The sequence below is a fragment of the Arthrobacter sp. Cza30 genome, from assembly GCF_059090765.1.
The window spans coordinates 458,352-476,804 of sequence record NZ_JBNHGA010000004.1 but is presented as its reverse complement, the minus strand read 5'-3'; the positions used below and the strand labels follow the sequence as shown (position 1 = coordinate 476,804).

The window sequence follows — 18,453 nt, the reverse complement described above, 5'->3', positions numbered from 1 at the left end:
GCCACTGAAAGGAACCACCATGTCCGCACTCACCTCCCGACTGTCCGCGCTGGCTGCGCTGACGGTCGCCGGCGGCCTCGTGCTGAGCGGATGCGCCGGCGCCGCCACGCCCGCGACCTCCAGCGACGCCGACGCCCCCTCCGGCTCGAGCGAAGGCTTCCCCGTGACCTTCGAGCACATGTACGGCGAGACCATCATCGAGGAGGCGCCCGAGCGCGTCGCCACGTGGGGCTGGGGCGCCACCGACGCGGTGCTGGCCCTCGGGATCGTCCCCGTTGCCGTGGCATCCATGGACTACGGCGGGGGTGACAACCGCATCACCCCGTGGGTCGAGGACGCCCTCGCCGACCTCGGCGGCGAGGAGCCGGTGATCCTCGACAACGCCTCGTTCGAGCTCTCGGTCGAAGAGCTCCTCGCGGCGGACCCCGACGTCCTGATCGCGCCGTACTCCGGACTGACGCAGGAGGAGTACGACGCCGTCACCGCCGCAGGCATCCCGGTCGTCGCGCCCGAAGAGGCGGTGTGGTCGACGCCGTGGCGCGACGTCATCACCGAGACCGGAAAGGCGCTCGGGCTGGAGTCCGAAGCCGACCAGCTCCTGGCGGACCTCGACCAGCAGGTCGCCGACGCGGCCGCCGAGCATCCGGAGTTCGAAGGCACGACCATCGCCTATGCCGCTGACGACGTCGACACGTTCTACCTCTACCTGCCTGCCGACCCGCGCGTGGAGATCCTCGAGGACCTCGGCTTCGTCACCGCCGACGCCGTGACCGCCCTCGACACCGGCGAGTCGACCTTCTACACCACCGTATCCAGCGAGAACCTGGATCAGATCGACGCCGAGGTCATCTTCACGCAGGTCGACAGCGAGGACGAGCTTGAGACCTTCCTCACGTCGGACCGCACGAAGATCATCCCCGCGGTGTCCGCAGGGGCCGTCGGTGCGATCGTCGGGGAGGAGAACGTGGCGGCCATCTCGCCGACCGCGCTGACACTGCCCTGGATCCTGCCGGACATCGTCGAGCAGCTCGCCGCGGCCACCGCGGTCGCCCGAGGCTGACGCGCGCCCGCACCGCGAGAGCCCCCGGCCTTGAGGTCGGGGGCTCTCGCGTCGTGGGATGCCGGGTGCGGCATCCGCTCACGGCGTGCCGGCGTCCGCCTTCCGGACGAGAGCCCACGCGCCGGGGATGACGGCGGCGGCGAGGGCGGCCTTGATCAGGCCGCCGAGGATGAACGGCAGGAGTCCCGCCTCCAGCATTTCACCGACGGAGTAGTCCAGGCCGAGCACGACGTTGAGGATCAGCGCCATGTAAGGGATGCCGAAGAGGAAGGGCACGACGCTGGCGGCGGCGAAGCCGACGAAGGCGAGCGCCGGCCGGCGGTCCCACGCACGCTGCGCGAACCACCCGGCGACGAAGGCAGCGACGACGAAGCCGATGATGTACCCGAAGCTCGGCTTGGCCACGGCCGCGACCGTGCCGGTGAAGCCGGCGAAGACGGGGAGGCCGGCAAGGCCCGCGATCAGATAGGTCAGCAGCGCCGCAGCACCCCGCCACGCGCCGAGGGCGGCGCCGACCACGATTACGCCGAGCGTCTGACCGGTGATGGGCACCGGCCACAGCGGGACCTCCACCTGAGCGAGCAGAGCGACCACGGCGGCGCCGGAGACGACGAGTCCAGCGTCCAGGGTCAGGGCGCGCAGACGTGAGGACGGACGGGCGATGACGTCGGCGAGCACGCGACGAGGCGGTGCGGCGGCGATGGTTGACATGGCACTCAGCCTAGGACGCGGCGGCGTGACGCCCTTGGATGCCGTGCACCAGAGAACCGCCGCATCGCTGTGTCATCCCCACACCTCGCCCGCGGCCGGGCACGAGGCGCAGGCGACCTATACTGGGAGGCTGGCCGTTCGGCCACTGCCACTCATCCATCGACGAAACGGACGTTCGCTGTGCTCGCCGTGCACGATCTCGAGATCCGCGTGGGCGCCCGCGTGCTCATGTCGGACGTGTCGTTCCGCGTGTCCGACGGTGACAAGATCGGTCTGGTCGGGCGCAACGGCGCCGGCAAGACCACGCTGACCAAGGTGCTGGCCGGGGACGTCCTTCCCTCGGCCGGTCGGGTGGAGCGCGCCGGCGAGCTGGGCTATCTGCCGCAGGACCCGCGGTCGGGTGATCCCGAGATGCTGGCCCGCACCCGGATCCTGGATGCGCGCGGGCTGGGAACGCTCGCCATAGGCATGCACGAGGCATCCCTGGCCATGGCCAGCGACGATGTCGACGCCGCCGCGCGGGCGATGCGCCGATACGCGAACCTCACCGAACGGTTCGAGGCGCTGGGGGGCTACGCCGCCGAAGCGGAGGCAGCCTCGATCGCGCACAATCTGTCGCTTCCCGACCGCATCCTCGACCAGCCTCTCAAGACGCTCTCCGGCGGACAGCGCCGCCGCATCGAGCTCGCCCGGATCCTCTTCTCGGATGCGGGCACGATGATCCTCGACGAGCCGACGAACCACCTGGATGCCGACAGCGTGGTGTGGCTGCGCGACTTCCTCAAGGGCTACAAGGGCGGGCTCATCGTGATCAGCCACGATGTCGAGCTCGTCGGCGAGACGGTGAACCGGGTGTTCTACCTCGATGCGAACCGCCAGGTCATCGACATCTACAACATGAACTGGAAGAACTACCTGCGTCAGCGGGTGGCCGACGAGGAGCGTCGCAAGAAGGAGCGCGCCAACGCGGAGAAGAAGGCCACGGCTCTGCAGCAGCAGGCTGCGAAGTTCGGGGCGAAGGCCAGCAAGGCCGCGGCGGCGCACCAGATGGTCGCCCGCGCCGAGAAGCTGCTGTCTGGGCTGGAGGAGGTCCGCCAGGACGATCGCGTGGCCAAGCTCCGGTTCCCGAAGCCGGCGCCGTGCGGCAAGACGCCCCTCACCGCGTCGGGCCTGTCGAAGTCGTACGGATCGCTGGAGATCTTCACGGACGTGGATCTCGCCATCGACCGCGGCTCCAAGGTCGTCGTCCTGGGGCTGAACGGCGCGGGCAAGACGACGCTGCTGCGCATCCTCGCCGGCGTCGACCGTCCCGACACCGGCGTCGTCGAACCGGGCCACGGCCTGAAGATCGGCTACTACGCGCAGGAGCACGAGAACCTCGACGTGAGCCGCTCGGTGCTGGACAACATGATGTCCGCTGCGCCGCACATCACCGCCACGGACGCGCGGAAGGTGCTGGGGTCGTTCCTGTTCACCGGCGACGATGTGCTCAAGCCCGCAGGCGTCCTCTCCGGTGGCGAGAAGACGCGCCTCTCGCTGGCGACGCTCGTGGTCTCCAGTGCCAACGTGCTGCTTCTCGACGAGCCGACCAACAACCTCGACCCCGCCTCGCGGGAGGAGATCCTCAGCGCTCTCGCGCACTACGAGGGCGCGGTCATCCTGGTCTCGCATGATGAGGGCGCGGTCGAGGCGCTGAACCCCGAGCGTGTGCTGATCCTGCCCGACGGCGTCGAGGACATCTGGGGCCGCGACTACGCCGACCTGGTCACGCTGGCCTGACGGGCGCTCAGCGACGGGCCGCGTCGACGAGGGCGTCCTCGATCTCCGCATCCCGGTCCCGCCGCCGGCGCGTCGGAGCGGGGGACGGATGCGGCGTGCCGTCGTCGTCCTCCTCCTCCCGGCGGTGCCGCCGCTCGGTGCGGATGACGTACCCGATGAAGACGAAGCCCATGACGGCGAAGAGGATCCACTGGATGGCGTAGGACAGGTGCGGTCCCGGATCCTCCGACGGGTCCTCGAGGGGCTTCGGCATCGACGCCGGTGCAGGGTCCTCTGAGACGACGATGCCGTACGCGCTGCGCTCGAGCGCCTCGGCAGCGGAGGCGGAGATGCGGTCGGCCACGAGAGACGGCGCGATCGTCGGCACCTGCCCCTCGGGAGCGGACCTGCCTGAGGCCGGGACCGGCTCGGCGGCACGGAGCCGTACGACGACGGTCGTCTGTCCGGCGGGAGGCGCCGGAACGGTCTCCGGCACAGGCGCGTCGTCGCCCGGTGGCACCCATCCCCGGTTCACCAGCAGCACACGACCGTCCGCAGCCCGGAACGGCACCAGCACCTCGAAGGCCGCGGTGCCGCCGTGCGGGCGATTGCGGACGAGCAGTGTGTCGTCGGGAAGGTAGGTGCCGACCAGGCGCACCGGGCGCCACTGGTCGCCGGGATCCAGCTCGCCGCCGGCGGGGATCAGCTCGTCGAGCGGCACCGGGGGAGCGTCGTAGTTCGCCTCGACGAGGGCCAGCTGCTCGGAGCGCTGCTCGTTGCGGGAGAACTGCCAGTTGGACAGGAAGGCGCACGCGACCGCGAACAGCACCGCCAGGGCGATGTAGATGCTCCACCGGCCGGCCTTCGGCAGGTCCTGCATGCTCATGGCGCGGGTCATGACGGCGCCGCCTCGCGCTGCAGCGGGGTCACCGTCACGGGAAAGTCGCGGGCCGCCAGGAACGTCTCGAGGTAGCCGACATGGTCGTCGCAGGCGACCCAGGTCTTCGTGCGATCGGCGGCGTGGATGCGCGGGTTGCGCCAGTCGATCCGCCAGCGCGCCGCCGCACGGCATCCCGCCCGCGAGCACGTGGCATCCGCCGGCGCGTGAGCCGCGTCGCTCATGCCGACGCGTCCGGATGCTGGGACGGATCGGTGCGCGGCGGCTGGGGACGGGATTCCTCGATGCGGATGATGCGCTGCTCGGCAGGCGGGACCGGCGCCGCCGTCGCCGGCAGGGCGCCCTTCGGGTCCTCCGGCCGGTCGCGGCGCGCCTCGTGTCCGACGTTGGCCGTGACGACCGCGACGTAGGGCAGGAAGATCGCGGCGGCCGCGAACACCCACGTGTACCAGCCGTACGGGGTGATCAGCACCATGAGCACGAAGCACGCGATGCGGATCCCCATCATGATGAGGTACCGGATCGAGCGCGCGCCCGCTTCGTCGCGCGGGGCGCGAGGCAGCGACGTGGCCGAAGGGGCGTGGTGCGAACTCTTCACGGTGCTTCCAGCGTACGCCGGAAGCACCGTGCCGGCGCCGTCAGAGGCTGCTGTAGCCCACGCGGCCGCCCTGGCTCGCGGCCCACGCCAGGAGTGAGAACACCACGATCATGCCGATGATCCACAGGCCCAGTCCGACGTAGCCCACGATCGTGCCGGCCAACGCCATGCCGCGGCCGTTCTCGCCGCTGGTCTTCAGCTGGTGCAGCGAGATGTGTCCGGTCACGACGGCGCCGATCGATCCGATGATCGGCAGGATGCCGATGAGGCCGACGATCGATGCGATGAGGGAGACGATCGCGAGGACGTTCGTCTTGGGCTGAGCGCCGTAGCCGTACGCCGGCGCAGCGCCGTAGGCGGGATAGCCCGGTGCCGCGCCGGGCGCTCCGTACGCGGGCGGGTAGGCGCTCTGCCCTACTGCGGGGTACGCGCCCGCCGGCGGAGGAGGGTACGCGCCCTGTGCCGGCGGCTGCCCGTGGGCGCCGGTGTAGCCCCCCGGAGGCGCGGAGGGCGGGACGTGTGCATCCCGGCTCCCGGGCGTCGGTGCGGCCGGCTGCGGACCCGCGCCCTGCTCGTTCGCGTGGGCATTGGGTTCGGGGGTGGAGCTGCCGGGAGTGTTGTCGCTCACGATCGACCTTTCTGGGACGTCTGTCCTCCAGCGTTCCAGCGTGCGGCACAAGGTGTCAATCGGCGCGCCGGTAGGCTGGTCCGGTCCGTTCGAGCCCGGGAGCATCATCATGTCCAGCGATCGCGTCGTCCTCGTCACCGGTGGGAACCGCGGCATCGGCCGCGCCATCGCGGAGCGCTTCGTCGCGCTGGGGTATCGCGTCGCCGTCACCGCCCGTTCCGGCGAAGGCCCGGAAGGCACCCTGACCGTGCGGGCGGACGTGACGGACGCCGCAGCCGTCGATGCCGCGTTCACCGAGGTGGAGAGCACGCTGGGCCCCGTGGAGATCGTGGTCGCCAATGCCGGGATCACGAAGGACACGCTGCTGGTCCGCATGACCGAGGAGGACTTCGACACCGTCGTGTCCACCAACCTCGGTGGCGCGTTCCGCGTGGTCAAGCGCGCGTCGAAGGGCATGATGCGCGCGAAGTGGGGTCGCGTCGTCCTCATCTCGAGCGTCGTCGGCCTGTACGGCTCGGCGGGTCAGATCAACTACGCCGCGTCCAAGAGCGCGCTCGTCGGCTTCGCCCGGTCGCTGACCCGCGAGCTCGGCGGTCGGGGCATCACCGCGAACGTCGTCGCGCCCGGATTCATCGAGACCGACATGACCGCCGAGCTGCCCGAGGACACGCAGGCGGAGTACAAGCGGAACATCCCCGCGGGCCGCTTCGCCACGGCCGACGAGGTGGCCGGTGTGGTCGCGTGGATCGCCTCCGACGAGGCCGCCTACATCTCCGGCGCGGTCATCCCCGTGGACGGGGGACTGGGCATGGGTCATTGACCCACGGCGGCTGACGTCCGGCCGCGCGACGACCGGTATCAGCGAAGCGCCGCCAGAATCGCCTCGGCCACGGCGCCCGGCTTGGAGAACTGCGGCCAGTGGCCGGTGGGTTCGCCGTGCGCGTGGAGCTGCACGATGTCGAGGTGCTCGAGCGCCGCGAGCTCGGACGCCCATGCCGGCGCCTGCTGGATGATCTCGCGGATCTGCGCCTCGGAGACCGTGCTCGTGATCATGGTCGCGGGCACGGCACGGCGCCGCTCGTCGCTTAGCGAAAGCGGGTCGGTGGGCACTCGCTGAGGCACCGACTGCATGCGCGCCGCTGCTGCCGCGCGCTTCTGCGGGTCCAGGTCGGCGATCTCGGACTCGTCGAAGGCCTCCCACCCGGGGAACGGGATGACGCCGTCGACGATGGGGAACTCCCAGATGGACGCGCCGTCGGTGGGCGGGAACGTGTCGAGGAACACGATGCGCGCCACGCGGTCGACGCGCGCGTCGAGGGCGCCGTAGGCGACGTTCCCGCCTCCGGAGTGGCCGACGAGCACGACGTCGCCGTCGAGACGGTCGACCTCGGCGACCGCCGCGCGCACCCAGTCGCCGATCCCGATCTCGGACGACTGGCTCGCCGGGGCTCCGAGGCCCGGCATCGTGAGCGGATGCGTCGTGTGCCCGGCTGCCTCGAGGGCGGGCGTCACCTCGCCCCACGTCGACGCGTCGAGCCACAGGCCGGGGATGAGGATGATGTGCATGGGGCGAATGTACCCGGCACCGCCGACACCGGGGGCGTCACGGCAGCAGCGCGATGACCTCCGCGAGATCGACCGGCTGGACGACGACATCCGCGCGGCCGCGCACCGCGGGCTTGGCGTTGAAGGCCACGCCGAGTCCTGCCGCTTCCATCATGAGCAGGTCGTTGGCGCCGTCGCCGACGGCGATCGTGCGGGCAAGCGGCACGCCGAGCTCGTGCGCCCATTCCCGCAGCGCCGCGGCCTTGGCCTCGGCATCCACGATGTCCCCGTCCACGGCGCCGTCGAGCGTCCCGTTCGCGGTCGAGAGCCGGTTCGCGCGCCAGGTGTCCACGCCCAGGTCCGGCGCCACCGTGTCGAGGATCTCGTGGAACCCGCCGGAGACGACGCCGACGACACCGCGGCGCTCGTGCACCGCGTCGATGAGCTCCCGGACGCCGGGTGTCGGCTCGATGCGGGCCAGCACGCGCGCGAACGCCGCGACAGGCACCCCCTCGAGCGCGGCGACGCGCGACCTCAGGCTCGCGGCGAAGTCCACCTCGCCGCGCATCGCGGCCTCGGTGGCGGCGGCCACCTCCGGGCCGCGGCCCGCCTCGTCGGCGAGGAGTTCGATGACCTCGTTGCGGATCAGCGTGGAATCGGCATCGAGGACGACAAGCAGGCGGGCAGGGGCGTCGGGCATCCCTCCACGCTAGCGGGAGCGCGTCCGTCGACATGGACGCCGGCCGCGCCCGCGCGCATCAGCGCTCGACGCGCACGCCCTTCCCGACGACGGTGATCCCGCTGTCGGTGACGGTGAAGCCGCGCGCCAGGTCGCGCTCGCGATCCACCCCGACCGTCGCGCCGTCCTCGAGGACGACGTTCTTGTCGAGGATCGCCCGGTGGATGCGCGCCCCGGCGCCGACGTGGACGTGGTCGAAGAGGACGGAGTCGGTGATGGTGGAGCCGCCATCGGCGAGCGTCCACGGTCCGACGACGCTGCGCTCGAGGTGGGTGCCCGACAGGACCGAGCCGAGCGAGACGATCGAATCGATCGCGTTGCCGATGCGCCCGACCGAGTCGCGCACGAACTTCGCCGGAGGGGAGTTGACCGCCTGGGAGTGGATCGGCCAGTCGGTGTTGTACAGGTTGAAGATCGGCAGGGTCGCGATCAGATCGCGATGGGCGTCGTAGAACGAGTCGATCGTTCCCACGTCGCGCCAGTAGTAGCGGTCGCGGTCGGTGGATCCCGGCACGTCGTTGCGGTTCATGTCGTACACGCCCGCTTCGCCTCGGCCCACGAAGTAGGGGATGATGTCGCCGCCCATGTCGTGGTTGGACGTCGGGATCTCGCCGTCGGCTTCGACGGCTTCGATCAGCGCATCGGCGTCGAAGATGTAGTTCCCCATGGAGGCGAGCACCTGGTCGGGCGCGTCGGCGAGACCGGTGGCGTTGAGGGGCTTCTCCAGGAACTGGTTGATCTTCACCGCGTCCTCCTGATCGACGTCGATGACGCCGAACTGGTTGGCGAGCGAGATCGGCTGCCGGATGCCGGCGACCGTGGCGCGGGCGCCCGATTCCAGGTGCGCCGCCAGCATCTGCCGGAAGTCCATGCGGTAGACGTGGTCGGCGCCGATGACCACGACGATGTCGGGCTGCTCGTCGTTGATGAGGTTCAGGCTCTGCAGGATGGCATCGGCGGACCCGGAGAACCAGCGCTTGCCCAGGCGCTGCTGCGCGGGCACCGAGGCGACATACGAGTCCAGGAGTGCCGACATGCGCCAGGTCTGGGAGATGTGCCGGTCGAGGCTGTGCGACTTGTACTGGGTCAGGACGACGATCTGACGCAGCCCGGAGTTGATCAGGTTCGAGATCGCGAAGTCGATCAGTCGGTACTGGCCGCCGAACGGCACGGCGGGCTTGGCGCGGTCCGCGGTCAGAGGCATCAGCCGCTTGCCCTCGCCGCCGGCGAGGATGATTCCGAAGACCTTGGGCGCTCCTGGCATGGCACAACACTAGGGCCCGCGCCCCGGGCGGGCCACCGGCTGCACGGGGGTTGCGCGTGTACTAGCGTTCGTGGCATGCGCGTCGATGTCGTGACCAAGGAGTACCCGCCCGAGATCTATGGGGGAGCGGGTGTCCACGTCACAGAACTGGTCAAGGCGCTGCGGGAGCCGGGGCGGGATCGTGACGGCGTCGACGTGCGGGTGCGCGCGTTCGGCGCCGAGCGTGACGAGGCCGGCACGACGTCGTACTCGGTCCCGGCCGAACTCGCCGGGGCGAACGCGGCGGTCCAGACGCTGGGGACGGACCTGGCGATCGTGACAGACGTCGCCGGCGCCGACGTGGTGCACAGCCACACCTGGTACGCCAACTTCGCCGGCCACCTCGCTTCGCTGCTGCACGGCATCCCGCACATCGTCACCGCGCACAGCCTGGAGCCGCTGCGCCCGTGGAAGGCCGAGCAGCTCGGCGGGGGGTACGCCGTCTCGAGCTGGATCGAGCGCACCGCGTATCAGGGAGCGGCCGCGATCGTCGCCGTGAGCGAGGGCATGCGCGCCGACATCCTCCGCAGCTACCCCGATCTGGATCCTGCCAAGGTGCGTGTCATCTACAACGGCATCGACGTGTCGGCGTGGCACCCGGTCGACGATGCCGAGCTGCTCACCGGCTTCGGGATCGATCCCGCCCGGCCGTCCGTGGTCTTCGTGGGGCGCATCACACGTCAGAAGGGCCTTCCGTACTTCCTCCGCGCCGCCGAGCGGCTCCCCGCCGACGTGCAGGTCGTGCTCTGCGCCGGAGCTCCCGACACGCCGCAGATCATGGCCGAGGTGCAGGATCTCGTGCGCGGGCTGCAGGCCGGTCGTCAGGGCGTGGTCTGGCTGGATCGCATGCTGTCACGGCACGAGCTGAGCGCCATCCTGTCGGCGGCCACGACATTCGTCTGCCCGTCGGTGTATGAACCGCTCGGCATCGTCAACCTCGAGGCGATGGCGTGCGGGGCGGCGGTCGTCGGCACGGCGACCGGCGGCATCCCCGAGGTCGTCGTCGACGGCGTGACGGGCCGACTCGTCCCCATCGAGCAGGTGCAGGACGGCACGGGAACGCCGCTGGATCCCGAGCGCTTCGTCGCCGACCTCGCGCGCGTGCTGACGGAGGTCGTCAGCGACCCCGAGCAGGCGCGCGCCTACGGGGCGGCGGGTCGTCGGCGGGCGACCGAGGACTTCAGCTGGGCCAGGATCGCGGAGCAGACGGCGGCGCTGTACGCGGAGGTCGCGGCGCGCGGCCGATAGGCTAACGGCATGCCCCAGGTGCTCGAATTCTCCGACGTCGTCGTCCGCCGAAACGCCCGGAACATCGTCGACCACCTGGACTGGAACGTTCGCGACGACCAGCGCTGGGTCATCCTCGGACCCAACGGCGCCGGGAAGACCACCGTCCTGCAGCTGGCCGACACGCTGATGCATCCGACGTCAGGCGTCGTGTCCATCCTCGGCGAGCGGCTCGGCCGCACAGACGTGTTCGAGCTGCGGCCGCGCATCGGGTTCGCCTCGTCCGCGATGGCCCGCCGCGTGCCTCCGGAGGAGACGGTGCTCAACGTCGTGCTGACCGCGGCGTACTCGGTGCTCGGGCGCTGGCGCGAGGACTACGAGGACATCGACGAGCGTCGCGCGCTGCGCGTCCTGGCGGAGTGGCGACTGGACCACCTGGCCGATCGCACGTTCGGCACCCTCAGCGACGGCGAGCAGAAGCGCGTCCAGATCGCACGCGCGGTCATGACCGACCCCGAACTGCTGCTGCTGGACGAGCCCACGGCGAGCCTGGACCTCGGCGCGCGCGAGGAGCTCCTGGAGCTCCTGGGCGGATACGCGCAGGCTCCCACGACGCCCGCGATGATCATGGTCACCCACCACGTCGAGGAGATCCCGCTGGGGTTCACCCACGTGCTCCTGCTCGCGGACGGCCGGGCGGTGGCATCCGGACCCATCGCCCAGACGCTCACCGGCGACGCGCTCAGCGAGACGTTCGGCGTGCCGATCAAGCTCACGGAGGATGGCGGCCGGTACGCCGCCCGCGCGGCGCGCTGAGATCGCACGGCGCGATTCCGCCGAGGCGCCCATCGCCTGATAGAATCGCTCTTTGGTGCGCTCGCACCGCAGACTTTGACCGTCCTGGCAAAATCCAGGACACACTCCTCAAAGGATCATCATGAAGACTGACATCCACCCCGAGTACCGTGCCGTCGTGTTCCGCGACCTCGGCTCCGGCGACACCTTCCTCACCCGCTCGACGGTGAGCAGCGACAAGACCATCGAGCTCGACGGCGTCGAGTACCCCGTCATCGACGTCGAGATCTCGTCCGCCTCGCACCCGTTCTACACGGGCAAGCAGCGCATCCTCGACTCGGCCGGTCGCGTCGAGAAGTTCAACCAGCGCTTCAAGAACTTCGGCGGCGGCTCCAAGTAAGCCCCGTCGCCTGGAAGACCCCGTCCTCGGACGGGGTCTTCGTGTTCCCGCCGGGTCCGCCGCAGCGGGCGGGCCGGGGCGGTGCGACCCGCTCACCCTGATCGGAGCGGCTCGTAGACTCGAGGTGTGACCGTCGCCAACCCGTACGCGCAGCTGCTCGACGACCTGCCGGTGACGCGGCGGGAGGCCATGATCCTCGGCTCCGCGACGTCGTACTGGGCGTACGGTCCCGAGGACGCGTCCACGACGATCGTCGCGGTGCACGGCTTCCGCGGCGAGCATCACGGGCTCGAACCCGTCGTGGCCCATCTGCCCGAGGTCCGGGTGATCTCACCCGACCTGCCGGGATTCGGCGAGACGCCGCCGATCCCGCACCGGCGGCATGACCTCCGCCTGTACGCGCAATGGCTGACGGCATTCGTGGACGCGGTCGCGCCCGGAGCCGTCATCCTGGGGCACTCGTTCGGCTCCATCGTCGTCGCCGCCGCGGTCGCCGACGGACTCCCGACGCCGCGCGTCATCCTGGTGAACCCGATCGGCGCTCCGGCGCTCGAGGGCCCGCGGGGGATGCTCACCCGCCTGGCGGTCTTCTACTACTGGGCCGGCGCCCGGCTGCCTCGTCCCCTCGGCGAGGCGCTGCTGCGCAACGGACTCATCGTGCGGGTGATGAGCATCTCCATGGCGAAGACCAGGGACCGGCTGCTGCGGCGCTTCGTCCACGAACAGCACGACACCTACTTCTCACGGTTCGCCGACCGCGACGTGCTGCACGACGCGTTCGTGGCGTCGGTCTCGCACGACGTGCGCGCCTTCGCTCCTCGCATCCCGCAGCCGACGCTCCTGGTCGCCGCACAACGTGACGACATCACGCCCATCGAGGCCGAACGGCGCCTTGCGCGCCTGTTCCCCGACGCACAGCTGGTGGAGATCCCCGAGGTCGGCCACCTGATCCACTACGAGACGCCTGCGCCGGCCGCCGCGGCGATCAGACGGTTCCTCGCGCCTTCCGACGACGATAGGCGATGACGTTCATGCGGTTGCCGCAGTTGCCGGTGTCGCAGTAGCGTTTCGAGCCGTTCTTCGAGAAGTCCACGTAGACGCTGTCGCAGTCATCGGCGGAGCACAGCCGGATGCGGTCGTACTGGTCCGAGCGGATGACGTCGACGAACGCCATCGCGGTCTCGACCAGGATTCGGGTGGCCAGCGGCGCATCGTCGGAGGTAGCGTGCACGTGCCAGTCGAAGCCGTCGTGGATGACCAGGCGGGGGAGGGCGTGACCGTCGCGAAGCATGTCATTGACCAGCGGCACGGCGTGCTCCCGATCCACCTCCCAGAGCCGACGCAGCCGCGGCCGGATGCCGCGAAGGGCTTCGAGCTCCGCCTCGTCGCGACGGATGGCGCCGGTGTACGGGTGCGCCGAGAGGAACGCCTCCAGATCCTCGCCGCTGGTCAGCGCGTCCTCGTCGTCGAATCCCGGAAGCGTGTTGACCAGGTGCGCGGCGGCGGCGAGACTCCGCTGCGTGTCATGGATGAATACCACATTGACTCCTGACAACCCGGGTGGCTACTGTCATCATCGTACGCATGCTTCGCCCCTGACAGTCGGATGTCGCCCATGACAGCTTCCACCGGTTCGATCCCACTGGCCGGCGTCGTGGTGCACGACATCGCCCGTCGCCGCGCGCGCACCAGCGGGCTGGTCCTGGGGCTCGCCTCGGCGCTGGCCTTCTCCTCCAGCGGCCCCTTCGTCAAGCCGCTGCTCGAGGCCGGATGGTCGCTGGGGGCGGCGCTGCTGGTGCGCATGGGCGTCGCAGGCCTGATCCTCGCGCCGGCTCTCGTGATGGCCGTGAGACGCCAGCCCGGTCTGCTGCGGCGGCACGGAAGGATCATCCTCGCCTTCGGACTGATGCCCGTCCTGGGCTGCCAGCTGTTCTTCTTCTCCGCGATGCAGCGCATGCCGGTGGCCGTGGCGCTGCTGATCCAGTACCTCGCCCCCGTCCTGCTCGTCGCGTTCGTGTGGATCCGCACCCGCCGGGCGCCATCGGCCCTCGTCCTGTGGGGATCGCTCGTCGCGATCGTCGGGCTCGTGCTCGTCGTCGACATCTCCGGAGCCGCGTTCGACCTCGTCGGGACCCTCCTCGCCCTCGGTGCCGCGTTGTGCGTCTGCGCGTACTTCGTGATCTCCGAGCGCGCCGGGGACGACCTTCCGCCTCTCGCCCTCGCGTCCGGCGGCCTGCTGACCGGCGCAGCCATCGTGGGCGTCCTGTGCCTGAGCGGGCTCCTGCCTTTCCGCGCTCCCGACGTGATCGTCGTCCTGGCGGGGACCGAGGTGGCGTGGTTCGTCCCGCTGCTGTGGGTCGCGGGGGTGGCCACGACGCTCGGCTACGCGCTCGGCGTCATGGCCGTGCCGCGAATCGGCTCGCGCGTGGCGTCCTTCGTCGGACTGTCCGAAGTGCTGTTCGCCCTCGCGTTCGCGTGGCTCTTCCTCGGCGAAGTCCCCGGGCCCGTTCAGTTCGTCGGCGGGGCGCTGATCCTCGTCGGGGTCGTGCTCGTGCGCGCGGAAGCCGACTCAGCGCGGAAGGATGCCGCCCCGGCGGTCAGGAGCCCCGTCGCGCCAGCTCCATGAGCGGAGTCACCCGGTGGGGGATCACCTCGCCCATGACCAGCGAGGTCTCGGTGCGCTCGACGCCCTCGATGGAGAGGATGCGCGCGTCGGTGTCGAACAGATGCCGCGTGTCGCGGCAGGCCACCCGGACCAGCAGGTCGACCTGACCTGAGAGGCCATGTGCCTGCACGACCTCGGGGACGCGAGCGAGCTCGACGCTGATGCGCGGGAGGTCCGCCTGGCGAACGATGACACTGATGAACGCCTCGATGGGGAACCCCAGCGACGAAGACGAGATCGCTCGCTCGTACGAGAGGAAAACGCCGGAGCGCTCCAACCGCGCCATGCGCGCCTGGACGGTGTTGCGTGACAGGCCCAGTCGCTCGGCGAGCGCCACGACGGTGGCGCGGGGGTCTGTCGAGAGGGCGGCGAGAAGCTCGAGGTCGACGTGGTCCAGAGCGGCCATAGTGCCAAACGGTAGCACGGTCTGGGGGAAGCGCATTTGTCATCGTGCTCAAGAACCATCCACATGCTTGAGCGTCGTGCGTTGCCGTCGTACTCTCGGGCTGACCGGCGACGAAGCCGGCGAACCGACGCGGCTCCTCACGAGGGAGTACCGCATGAGGAGTGATGACGATGACGCACACCCTTGGCCCCACCGCTGACCTCGGCACCGACATCGAGGACGTCGCACGCCTGGTGAGCCCCGACGGCGAGCGCCTCGCCGACGCGGAGCTGGATCGCTGGGTGCAGGACGTCGACGCAGCGTTCCTGCGCAGTCTCTATCGCGACATGGTGCTCGTCAGACGCATCGACAAGGAGGGGGTCGCCCTGCAGCGGCAGGGGCAGCTGGGCCTGTGGCCGCCGTGCCTCGGGCAGGAGGCCGCGCAGATCGGCACCGCGCGTGCCCTCCGAGCCGATGACTTCGCCTTCCCCAGCTACCGGGAGACCGGCGTCGTCTACGCCCGTGGCGCGCGTCCCGCGGACTACGTGCTCGCGTGGCGCGGCGAGGAGCTGTCGACCTACAACCCGTACGACATCAACGCCGCCACCCCGCAGATCATCATCGGCGCGCAGTCGCTGCACGCGGTCGGCTACGCGATGGGCATCCAGCGCGACGGCACCGACCAGGTCAGCGTCGCCTACTTCGGCGACGGCGCGACGAGTCAGGGTGACGTCAACGAAGCCCTGGTCTTCGCATCCTCCTTCCGTGCACCCACGGTGTTCGTGTGCACCAACAACCAGTGGGCCATCTCGGAACCGGTCACCGTCCAGGCGAAGTACCCGATCGCGGGTCGGGCGCCGGGCTTCGGCATCCCGAGCATGCGGGTGGACGGCAACGACGTGCTGGCCTGCCTCGCGGCGATGCGGTGGGCCCTCGACCACGCCCGCTCCGGCAGGGGACCGGCGTTCATCGAGGCGGTGACCTACCGGATGGGACCGCACACCACCTCTGACGACCCCACGCGGTACCGCGACAAGGAGGAGGTCGAGCAGTGGCGCCGGCGCGACCCGATCGCGCGTGTGGAGGCGCTGCTGCGCGGGATGGGCGAGTTCGACGACGAGTTCGCCGCCGGGGTCGAGGCCGACGCGGACGCGCTCGCGGGCGAGGTGCGGGCGGCCGCCATGCAGGCGGTGACGCGCGAGCCGATCAGCGTCCTCGACCACGTGTACGCCGAGCCGCACGCGGGTCTGGACGAACAGCGCGCATGGTTCGCGGCGTACCTCGACGGGTTCGAAACGCAGGAGGCGCAGCGATGACGCAGCTGACGATGGCCAAGGCCATCAACGAAGGCCTCCGCCGGGCGATGGCCGACGACCCGAAGGTGCTCGTCATGGGCGAGGACATCGGCAAGCTCGGCGGGGTGTTCCGCATCACCGACGGGCTGCTCGACCAGTTCGGCGCCCAGCGGGTGATCGACACGCCACTGGCGGAGGCCGGCATCATGGGCACCGCGGTCGGGCTGGCGTTCCGCGGATACCGCCCGGTGGTCGAGATCCAGTTCGACGGCTTCGTGTATCCCGCCTTCGACCAGATCGTGTGCCAGGTGGCCAAGCTCCACTACCGCACGCGCGGCAACGTCTCGATGCCGATCACGATCCGCATCCCGTGGGCCGGGGGCGTGGGCGCCGCCGAGCACCACAGCGAGTCGCCCGAGGCGTACTTCGTGCACACGTCGGGTCTACGCGTGGTGGCGGTGTCGAACCCGCAGGACGCGTACGTGATGCTCCGGCAGGCGATCGCGTCGGACGACCCGGTGGTCTACTTCGAGCCCAAGCGGCTGTACCACACGAAGGGCGACGTCGACCTCGACGTCCCGCTCGCCGACGCAGCCCCGATGGGCCTGGCGCGCGTCGTCCGTGAAGGCTCGGACGTGACGCTTCTGACCTACGGGTCCCAGGTCTCGACGGCGCTGGACGCCGCGACCGCCGCCGAGGATGAGGGCGTGTCGATCGAGGTCGTCGATCTGCGGTCGATCTCACCGGTGGACTACCGCACGGTGACCGCGTCCGTGCGCAAGACCGGTCGTGTCGTGGTGACCCACGAAGCCGCACGGGAGGCGGGCGTGGGAGCGGAGCTCGTCGCGAGCGTGACCGAGCGCTGCTTCCACTACCTGGAAGCGCCCCCGCAGCGGGTCACCGGCCACGACATCCCGTACCCGCCGGCGAAGCTCGAGAAGCATCACCTCCCGGACCTCGACCGCATCCTGGATGCCGTGGATCGCGTGCTGGACAGACCCAACAGCCTCACCGGCCTGGTGGAGGCGTCATGACCGAGGACTTCCGGCTGCCTGATCTGGGCGAGGGCCTGCCCGAGGCGGAGCTCGTGCAGTGGCTCGTCGCCGAGGGCGACACGGTGGCGCTCAACCAGACGATCGCCGAGGTGGAGACGGCGAAGGCCGTCGTGGAGCTGCCGTCACCGTATGCCGGTACGGTGACGGCGCTCCACGCCGCGGCGGGCGACGTCATCTCCGTCGGCTCCGTGCTGATCTCCTTCGACACCGCGGACGCCTCGCCGTCGACCAGCAGCGCTCCCGAGCCCGCCGCCGAGGTGGCCCCCGAGACGGCGACGCCGGCGCAGGCGACTCCTGCCGCCGAGCCCAACCTCGTCGGGTACGGCGCCGCCCCGGCCGGTGCCGGGCGGCCGCGGCGGCGAACCCGCGCCGCCGGGGTCGCGCGCGCAAGCGCGCCCGACACCGCCGTCCTGGAGGCGGCGCCTCACGACGCCATCCACCTCGGCGACGTGACCGACCGGCCCATCGAGCGGCCGAGGTCCACGCCGCCGGTGCGCAAGCTCGCCAAGGAGCTGGGCGTGGACCTCGCCCTGGTCGAGGCCACCGGCGCGAGCGGAATCATCACGCGTGCCGACGTCGAAGCGTTCGCGGCGCGCGTCGGCGCGTCGACGATCGGCGGAGCACCGACGATCGACCGGGAGCCGGCGCCCGCCCAGGACGGGCGCGAGACCCGTGGCCGGGAGACGCGCACCCCCATCCGCGGGGTGCGCAAGCACACGGCGGAGGCCATGGTCCGCAGCGCCTTCACGGCGCCGCACGTCACGACATTCCTCACCGTCGACGTCACGGCGACGACGGAGCTCATCGCCTCGCTGCGCGCCGACCGGTCGTTGCAGGACCATCGCATCGGCATCCTCGCCGTGGCGGCCAAGGCGGTGTGTCTGGCACTCGCCCGTCACCCGGAGCTGAACTCGCGCTGGGACGAAGCGGCGGGCGAGATCGTCGAGCATCACTACGTCAATCTCGGCATCGCCGCCGCCACCGGCCGCGGCCTCGTGGTGCCGAACATCCGCGATGCGCACGAGCTGACCCTCGTCGAGCTCGCGGATCGCATCCGCGCCCTGGCTGAGACGGCACGGGCGGGCAAGACGGCACCGGGCGACATGACCGGCGGCACCTTCTCGATCACCAACGTGGGCGTCTTCGGCGTCGACGCCGGAACGCCCATCCTCAATCCCGGCGAGGCGGGCATCCTCGCTCTTGGCGCCGTGCGACGGCAGCCGTGGGAGCACCGGGGCGAGATCGCGCTGCGCGATGTCATGACGCTCGCCCTGTCGTTCGACCATCGCCTCGTCGACGGCGAGCAGGGGTCGAAGTTCCTCGTCGACGTGGCGGACGTGCTGCGCGAGCCGGGTCGCGCGATGCTGCTGCGGTGACGTCGGACCTGGCCC

General features: G+C 70.6%; 21 protein-coding genes. 11 read left to right on the top strand and 10 right to left on the bottom strand.

Annotation, left to right across the window (positions count from 1 at the left end; all coding sequences use genetic code 11):
- Window positions 1-19 precede the first annotated feature (19 nt).
- A complete protein-coding gene (locus AC5RVZ_RS15850) occupies window positions 20-1,060 on the top strand; it encodes an iron-siderophore ABC transporter substrate-binding protein (protein WP_494066725.1) in 1,041 nt (346 codons plus the stop codon).
- Window positions 1,061-1,138: 78 nt separating this feature from the next.
- Here the strand turns inward: AC5RVZ_RS15850 and AC5RVZ_RS15845 are convergent, their stop codons facing one another.
- Window positions 1,139-1,771 carry a biotin transporter BioY gene (locus AC5RVZ_RS15845; protein ID WP_494066724.1) on the bottom strand — a complete coding sequence of 211 codons (633 nt, stop codon included), beginning with the start codon at window positions 1,769-1,771 and terminating at the stop codon, window positions 1,139-1,141.
- Between the two features lie 180 nt (window positions 1,772-1,951).
- Between AC5RVZ_RS15845 and AC5RVZ_RS15840 the strand changes: the two genes are divergently transcribed.
- Window positions 1,952-3,550 carry an ABC-F family ATP-binding cassette domain-containing protein gene (locus tag AC5RVZ_RS15840; protein WP_494066723.1) on the top strand — a complete coding sequence of 533 codons (1,599 nt, stop codon included), beginning with the start codon at window positions 1,952-1,954 and terminating at the stop codon, window positions 3,548-3,550.
- Between the two features lie 7 nt (window positions 3,551-3,557).
- On the opposite strand, the gene AC5RVZ_RS15835 is transcribed toward AC5RVZ_RS15840, so the two are convergent.
- From AC5RVZ_RS15835 to AC5RVZ_RS15820, 4 genes are read right to left on the bottom strand one after another with little or no spacing between them, the layout of a single operon-like run.
- Window positions 3,558-4,427 carry an SURF1 family cytochrome oxidase biogenesis protein gene (locus AC5RVZ_RS15835; protein ID WP_494066722.1) on the bottom strand — a complete coding sequence of 290 codons (870 nt, stop codon included), beginning with the start codon at window positions 4,425-4,427 and terminating at the stop codon, window positions 3,558-3,560.
- On the bottom strand, window positions 4,424-4,651 hold the full coding sequence (locus tag AC5RVZ_RS15830) for a hypothetical protein (protein ID WP_494066721.1): 228 nt from the start codon (window positions 4,649-4,651) through the stop codon (window positions 4,424-4,426). Before AC5RVZ_RS15830 ends, AC5RVZ_RS15835 begins: the two co-directional genes overlap by 4 nt.
- Entirely contained in the window at window positions 4,648-5,025 is a 378-nt protein-coding gene (locus AC5RVZ_RS15825) for a DUF3099 domain-containing protein (protein WP_494066720.1), read from the bottom strand. The genes AC5RVZ_RS15830 and AC5RVZ_RS15825 overlap by 4 nt, the downstream gene beginning before the upstream one ends.
- Before the next feature lie 40 nt (window positions 5,026-5,065).
- Window positions 5,066-5,653 carry a DUF4190 domain-containing protein gene (locus tag AC5RVZ_RS15820; RefSeq protein WP_494066719.1) on the bottom strand — a complete coding sequence of 196 codons (588 nt, stop codon included), beginning with the start codon at window positions 5,651-5,653 and terminating at the stop codon, window positions 5,066-5,068.
- A 109-nt stretch (window positions 5,654-5,762) separates the two neighbouring features.
- On the opposite strand from AC5RVZ_RS15820, the gene fabG reads away from it, so the two are divergent.
- Complete coding sequence (fabG, locus tag AC5RVZ_RS15815) at window positions 5,763-6,473, top strand: 3-oxoacyl-ACP reductase FabG (protein ID WP_494066718.1); 711 nt, start codon at window positions 5,763-5,765, stop codon at window positions 6,471-6,473.
- Window positions 6,474-6,511: 38 nt separating this feature from the next.
- Here fabG and AC5RVZ_RS15810 read toward each other — a convergent pair whose 3' ends face one another.
- The 3 genes from AC5RVZ_RS15810 to AC5RVZ_RS15800 are packed head-to-tail and all read right to left on the bottom strand — an operon-like array spanning window position 6,512 to window position 9,201.
- The gene (locus AC5RVZ_RS15810; RefSeq protein WP_494066717.1) at window positions 6,512-7,219 is read right to left on the bottom strand and encodes an alpha/beta fold hydrolase; all 708 of its coding nucleotides are present in this window, start codon (window positions 7,217-7,219) and stop codon (window positions 6,512-6,514) included.
- 37 nt (window positions 7,220-7,256) lie between these two features.
- Window positions 7,257-7,898, bottom strand: a complete 642-nt coding sequence (gene serB / locus AC5RVZ_RS15805) for a phosphoserine phosphatase SerB (RefSeq protein ID WP_494066716.1) — start codon at window positions 7,896-7,898, stop codon at window positions 7,257-7,259.
- A gap of 58 nt (window positions 7,899-7,956) precedes the next feature.
- Window positions 7,957-9,201: a glucose-1-phosphate adenylyltransferase gene (locus tag AC5RVZ_RS15800; RefSeq protein ID WP_494066715.1), complete on the bottom strand. Its 1,245-nt coding sequence runs from the start codon at window positions 9,199-9,201 to the stop codon at window positions 7,957-7,959.
- 75 nt (window positions 9,202-9,276) lie between these two features.
- On the opposite strand from AC5RVZ_RS15800, the gene glgA reads away from it, so the two are divergent.
- The 4 genes from glgA to AC5RVZ_RS15780 all read left to right on the top strand — a co-directional run bounded on the left by glgA (window position 9,277) and on the right by AC5RVZ_RS15780 (window position 12,688).
- Complete coding sequence (gene glgA / locus AC5RVZ_RS15795; RefSeq protein ID WP_494066714.1) at window positions 9,277-10,488, top strand: glycogen synthase; 1,212 nt, start codon at window positions 9,277-9,279, stop codon at window positions 10,486-10,488.
- Window positions 10,489-10,497: 9 nt separating this feature from the next.
- Entirely contained in the window at window positions 10,498-11,283 is a 786-nt protein-coding gene (locus AC5RVZ_RS15790; RefSeq protein WP_494066713.1) for an ABC transporter ATP-binding protein, read from the top strand.
- A 121-nt stretch (window positions 11,284-11,404) separates the two neighbouring features.
- Window positions 11,405-11,662, top strand: coding sequence for a type B 50S ribosomal protein L31 (locus AC5RVZ_RS15785; RefSeq protein ID WP_494066712.1), 258 nt, complete (start codon window positions 11,405-11,407; stop codon window positions 11,660-11,662).
- A 126-nt stretch (window positions 11,663-11,788) separates the two neighbouring features.
- On the top strand, window positions 11,789-12,688 hold the full coding sequence (locus AC5RVZ_RS15780; protein ID WP_494066711.1) for an alpha/beta fold hydrolase: 900 nt from the start codon (window positions 11,789-11,791) through the stop codon (window positions 12,686-12,688).
- Here AC5RVZ_RS15780 and AC5RVZ_RS15775 read toward each other — a convergent pair.
- Window positions 12,648-13,202 (bottom strand): CGNR zinc finger domain-containing protein, encoded by a 555-nt coding sequence (locus tag AC5RVZ_RS15775; protein WP_494066710.1) that lies wholly within the window; start codon window positions 13,200-13,202, stop codon window positions 12,648-12,650. The genes AC5RVZ_RS15780 and AC5RVZ_RS15775 overlap by 41 nt on opposite strands.
- A 75-nt stretch (window positions 13,203-13,277) precedes the next feature.
- Here AC5RVZ_RS15775 and AC5RVZ_RS15770 point away from each other — a divergent pair, with 75 nt between their 5' ends.
- A complete protein-coding gene (locus AC5RVZ_RS15770; protein ID WP_494066709.1) occupies window positions 13,278-14,288 on the top strand; it encodes an EamA family transporter in 1,011 nt (336 codons plus the stop codon).
- Here the strand turns inward: AC5RVZ_RS15770 and AC5RVZ_RS15765 are convergent.
- Window positions 14,260-14,733 carry an Lrp/AsnC family transcriptional regulator gene (locus AC5RVZ_RS15765; RefSeq protein ID WP_494066708.1) on the bottom strand — a complete coding sequence of 158 codons (474 nt, stop codon included), beginning with the start codon at window positions 14,731-14,733 and terminating at the stop codon, window positions 14,260-14,262. The genes AC5RVZ_RS15770 and AC5RVZ_RS15765 overlap by 29 nt on opposite strands.
- A gap of 164 nt (window positions 14,734-14,897) precedes the next feature.
- Here AC5RVZ_RS15765 and pdhA point away from each other — a divergent pair, with 164 nt between their 5' ends.
- The 3 genes from pdhA to AC5RVZ_RS15750 are packed head-to-tail and all read left to right on the top strand — an operon-like array spanning window position 14,898 to window position 18,438.
- Window positions 14,898-16,028, top strand: coding sequence for a pyruvate dehydrogenase (acetyl-transferring) E1 component subunit alpha (gene pdhA, locus AC5RVZ_RS15760; protein WP_494066707.1), 1,131 nt, complete (start codon window positions 14,898-14,900; stop codon window positions 16,026-16,028).
- The gene (locus AC5RVZ_RS15755) at window positions 16,025-17,041 is read left to right on the top strand and encodes an alpha-ketoacid dehydrogenase subunit beta (protein ID WP_494066706.1); all 1,017 of its coding nucleotides are present in this window, start codon (window positions 16,025-16,027) and stop codon (window positions 17,039-17,041) included. Before pdhA ends, AC5RVZ_RS15755 begins: the two co-directional genes overlap by 4 nt.
- Window positions 17,038-18,438: a dihydrolipoamide acetyltransferase family protein gene (locus tag AC5RVZ_RS15750; RefSeq protein WP_494066705.1), complete on the top strand. Its 1,401-nt coding sequence runs from the start codon at window positions 17,038-17,040 to the stop codon at window positions 18,436-18,438. The genes AC5RVZ_RS15755 and AC5RVZ_RS15750 overlap by 4 nt, the downstream gene beginning before the upstream one ends.
- Window positions 18,439-18,453 lie beyond the last annotated feature (15 nt).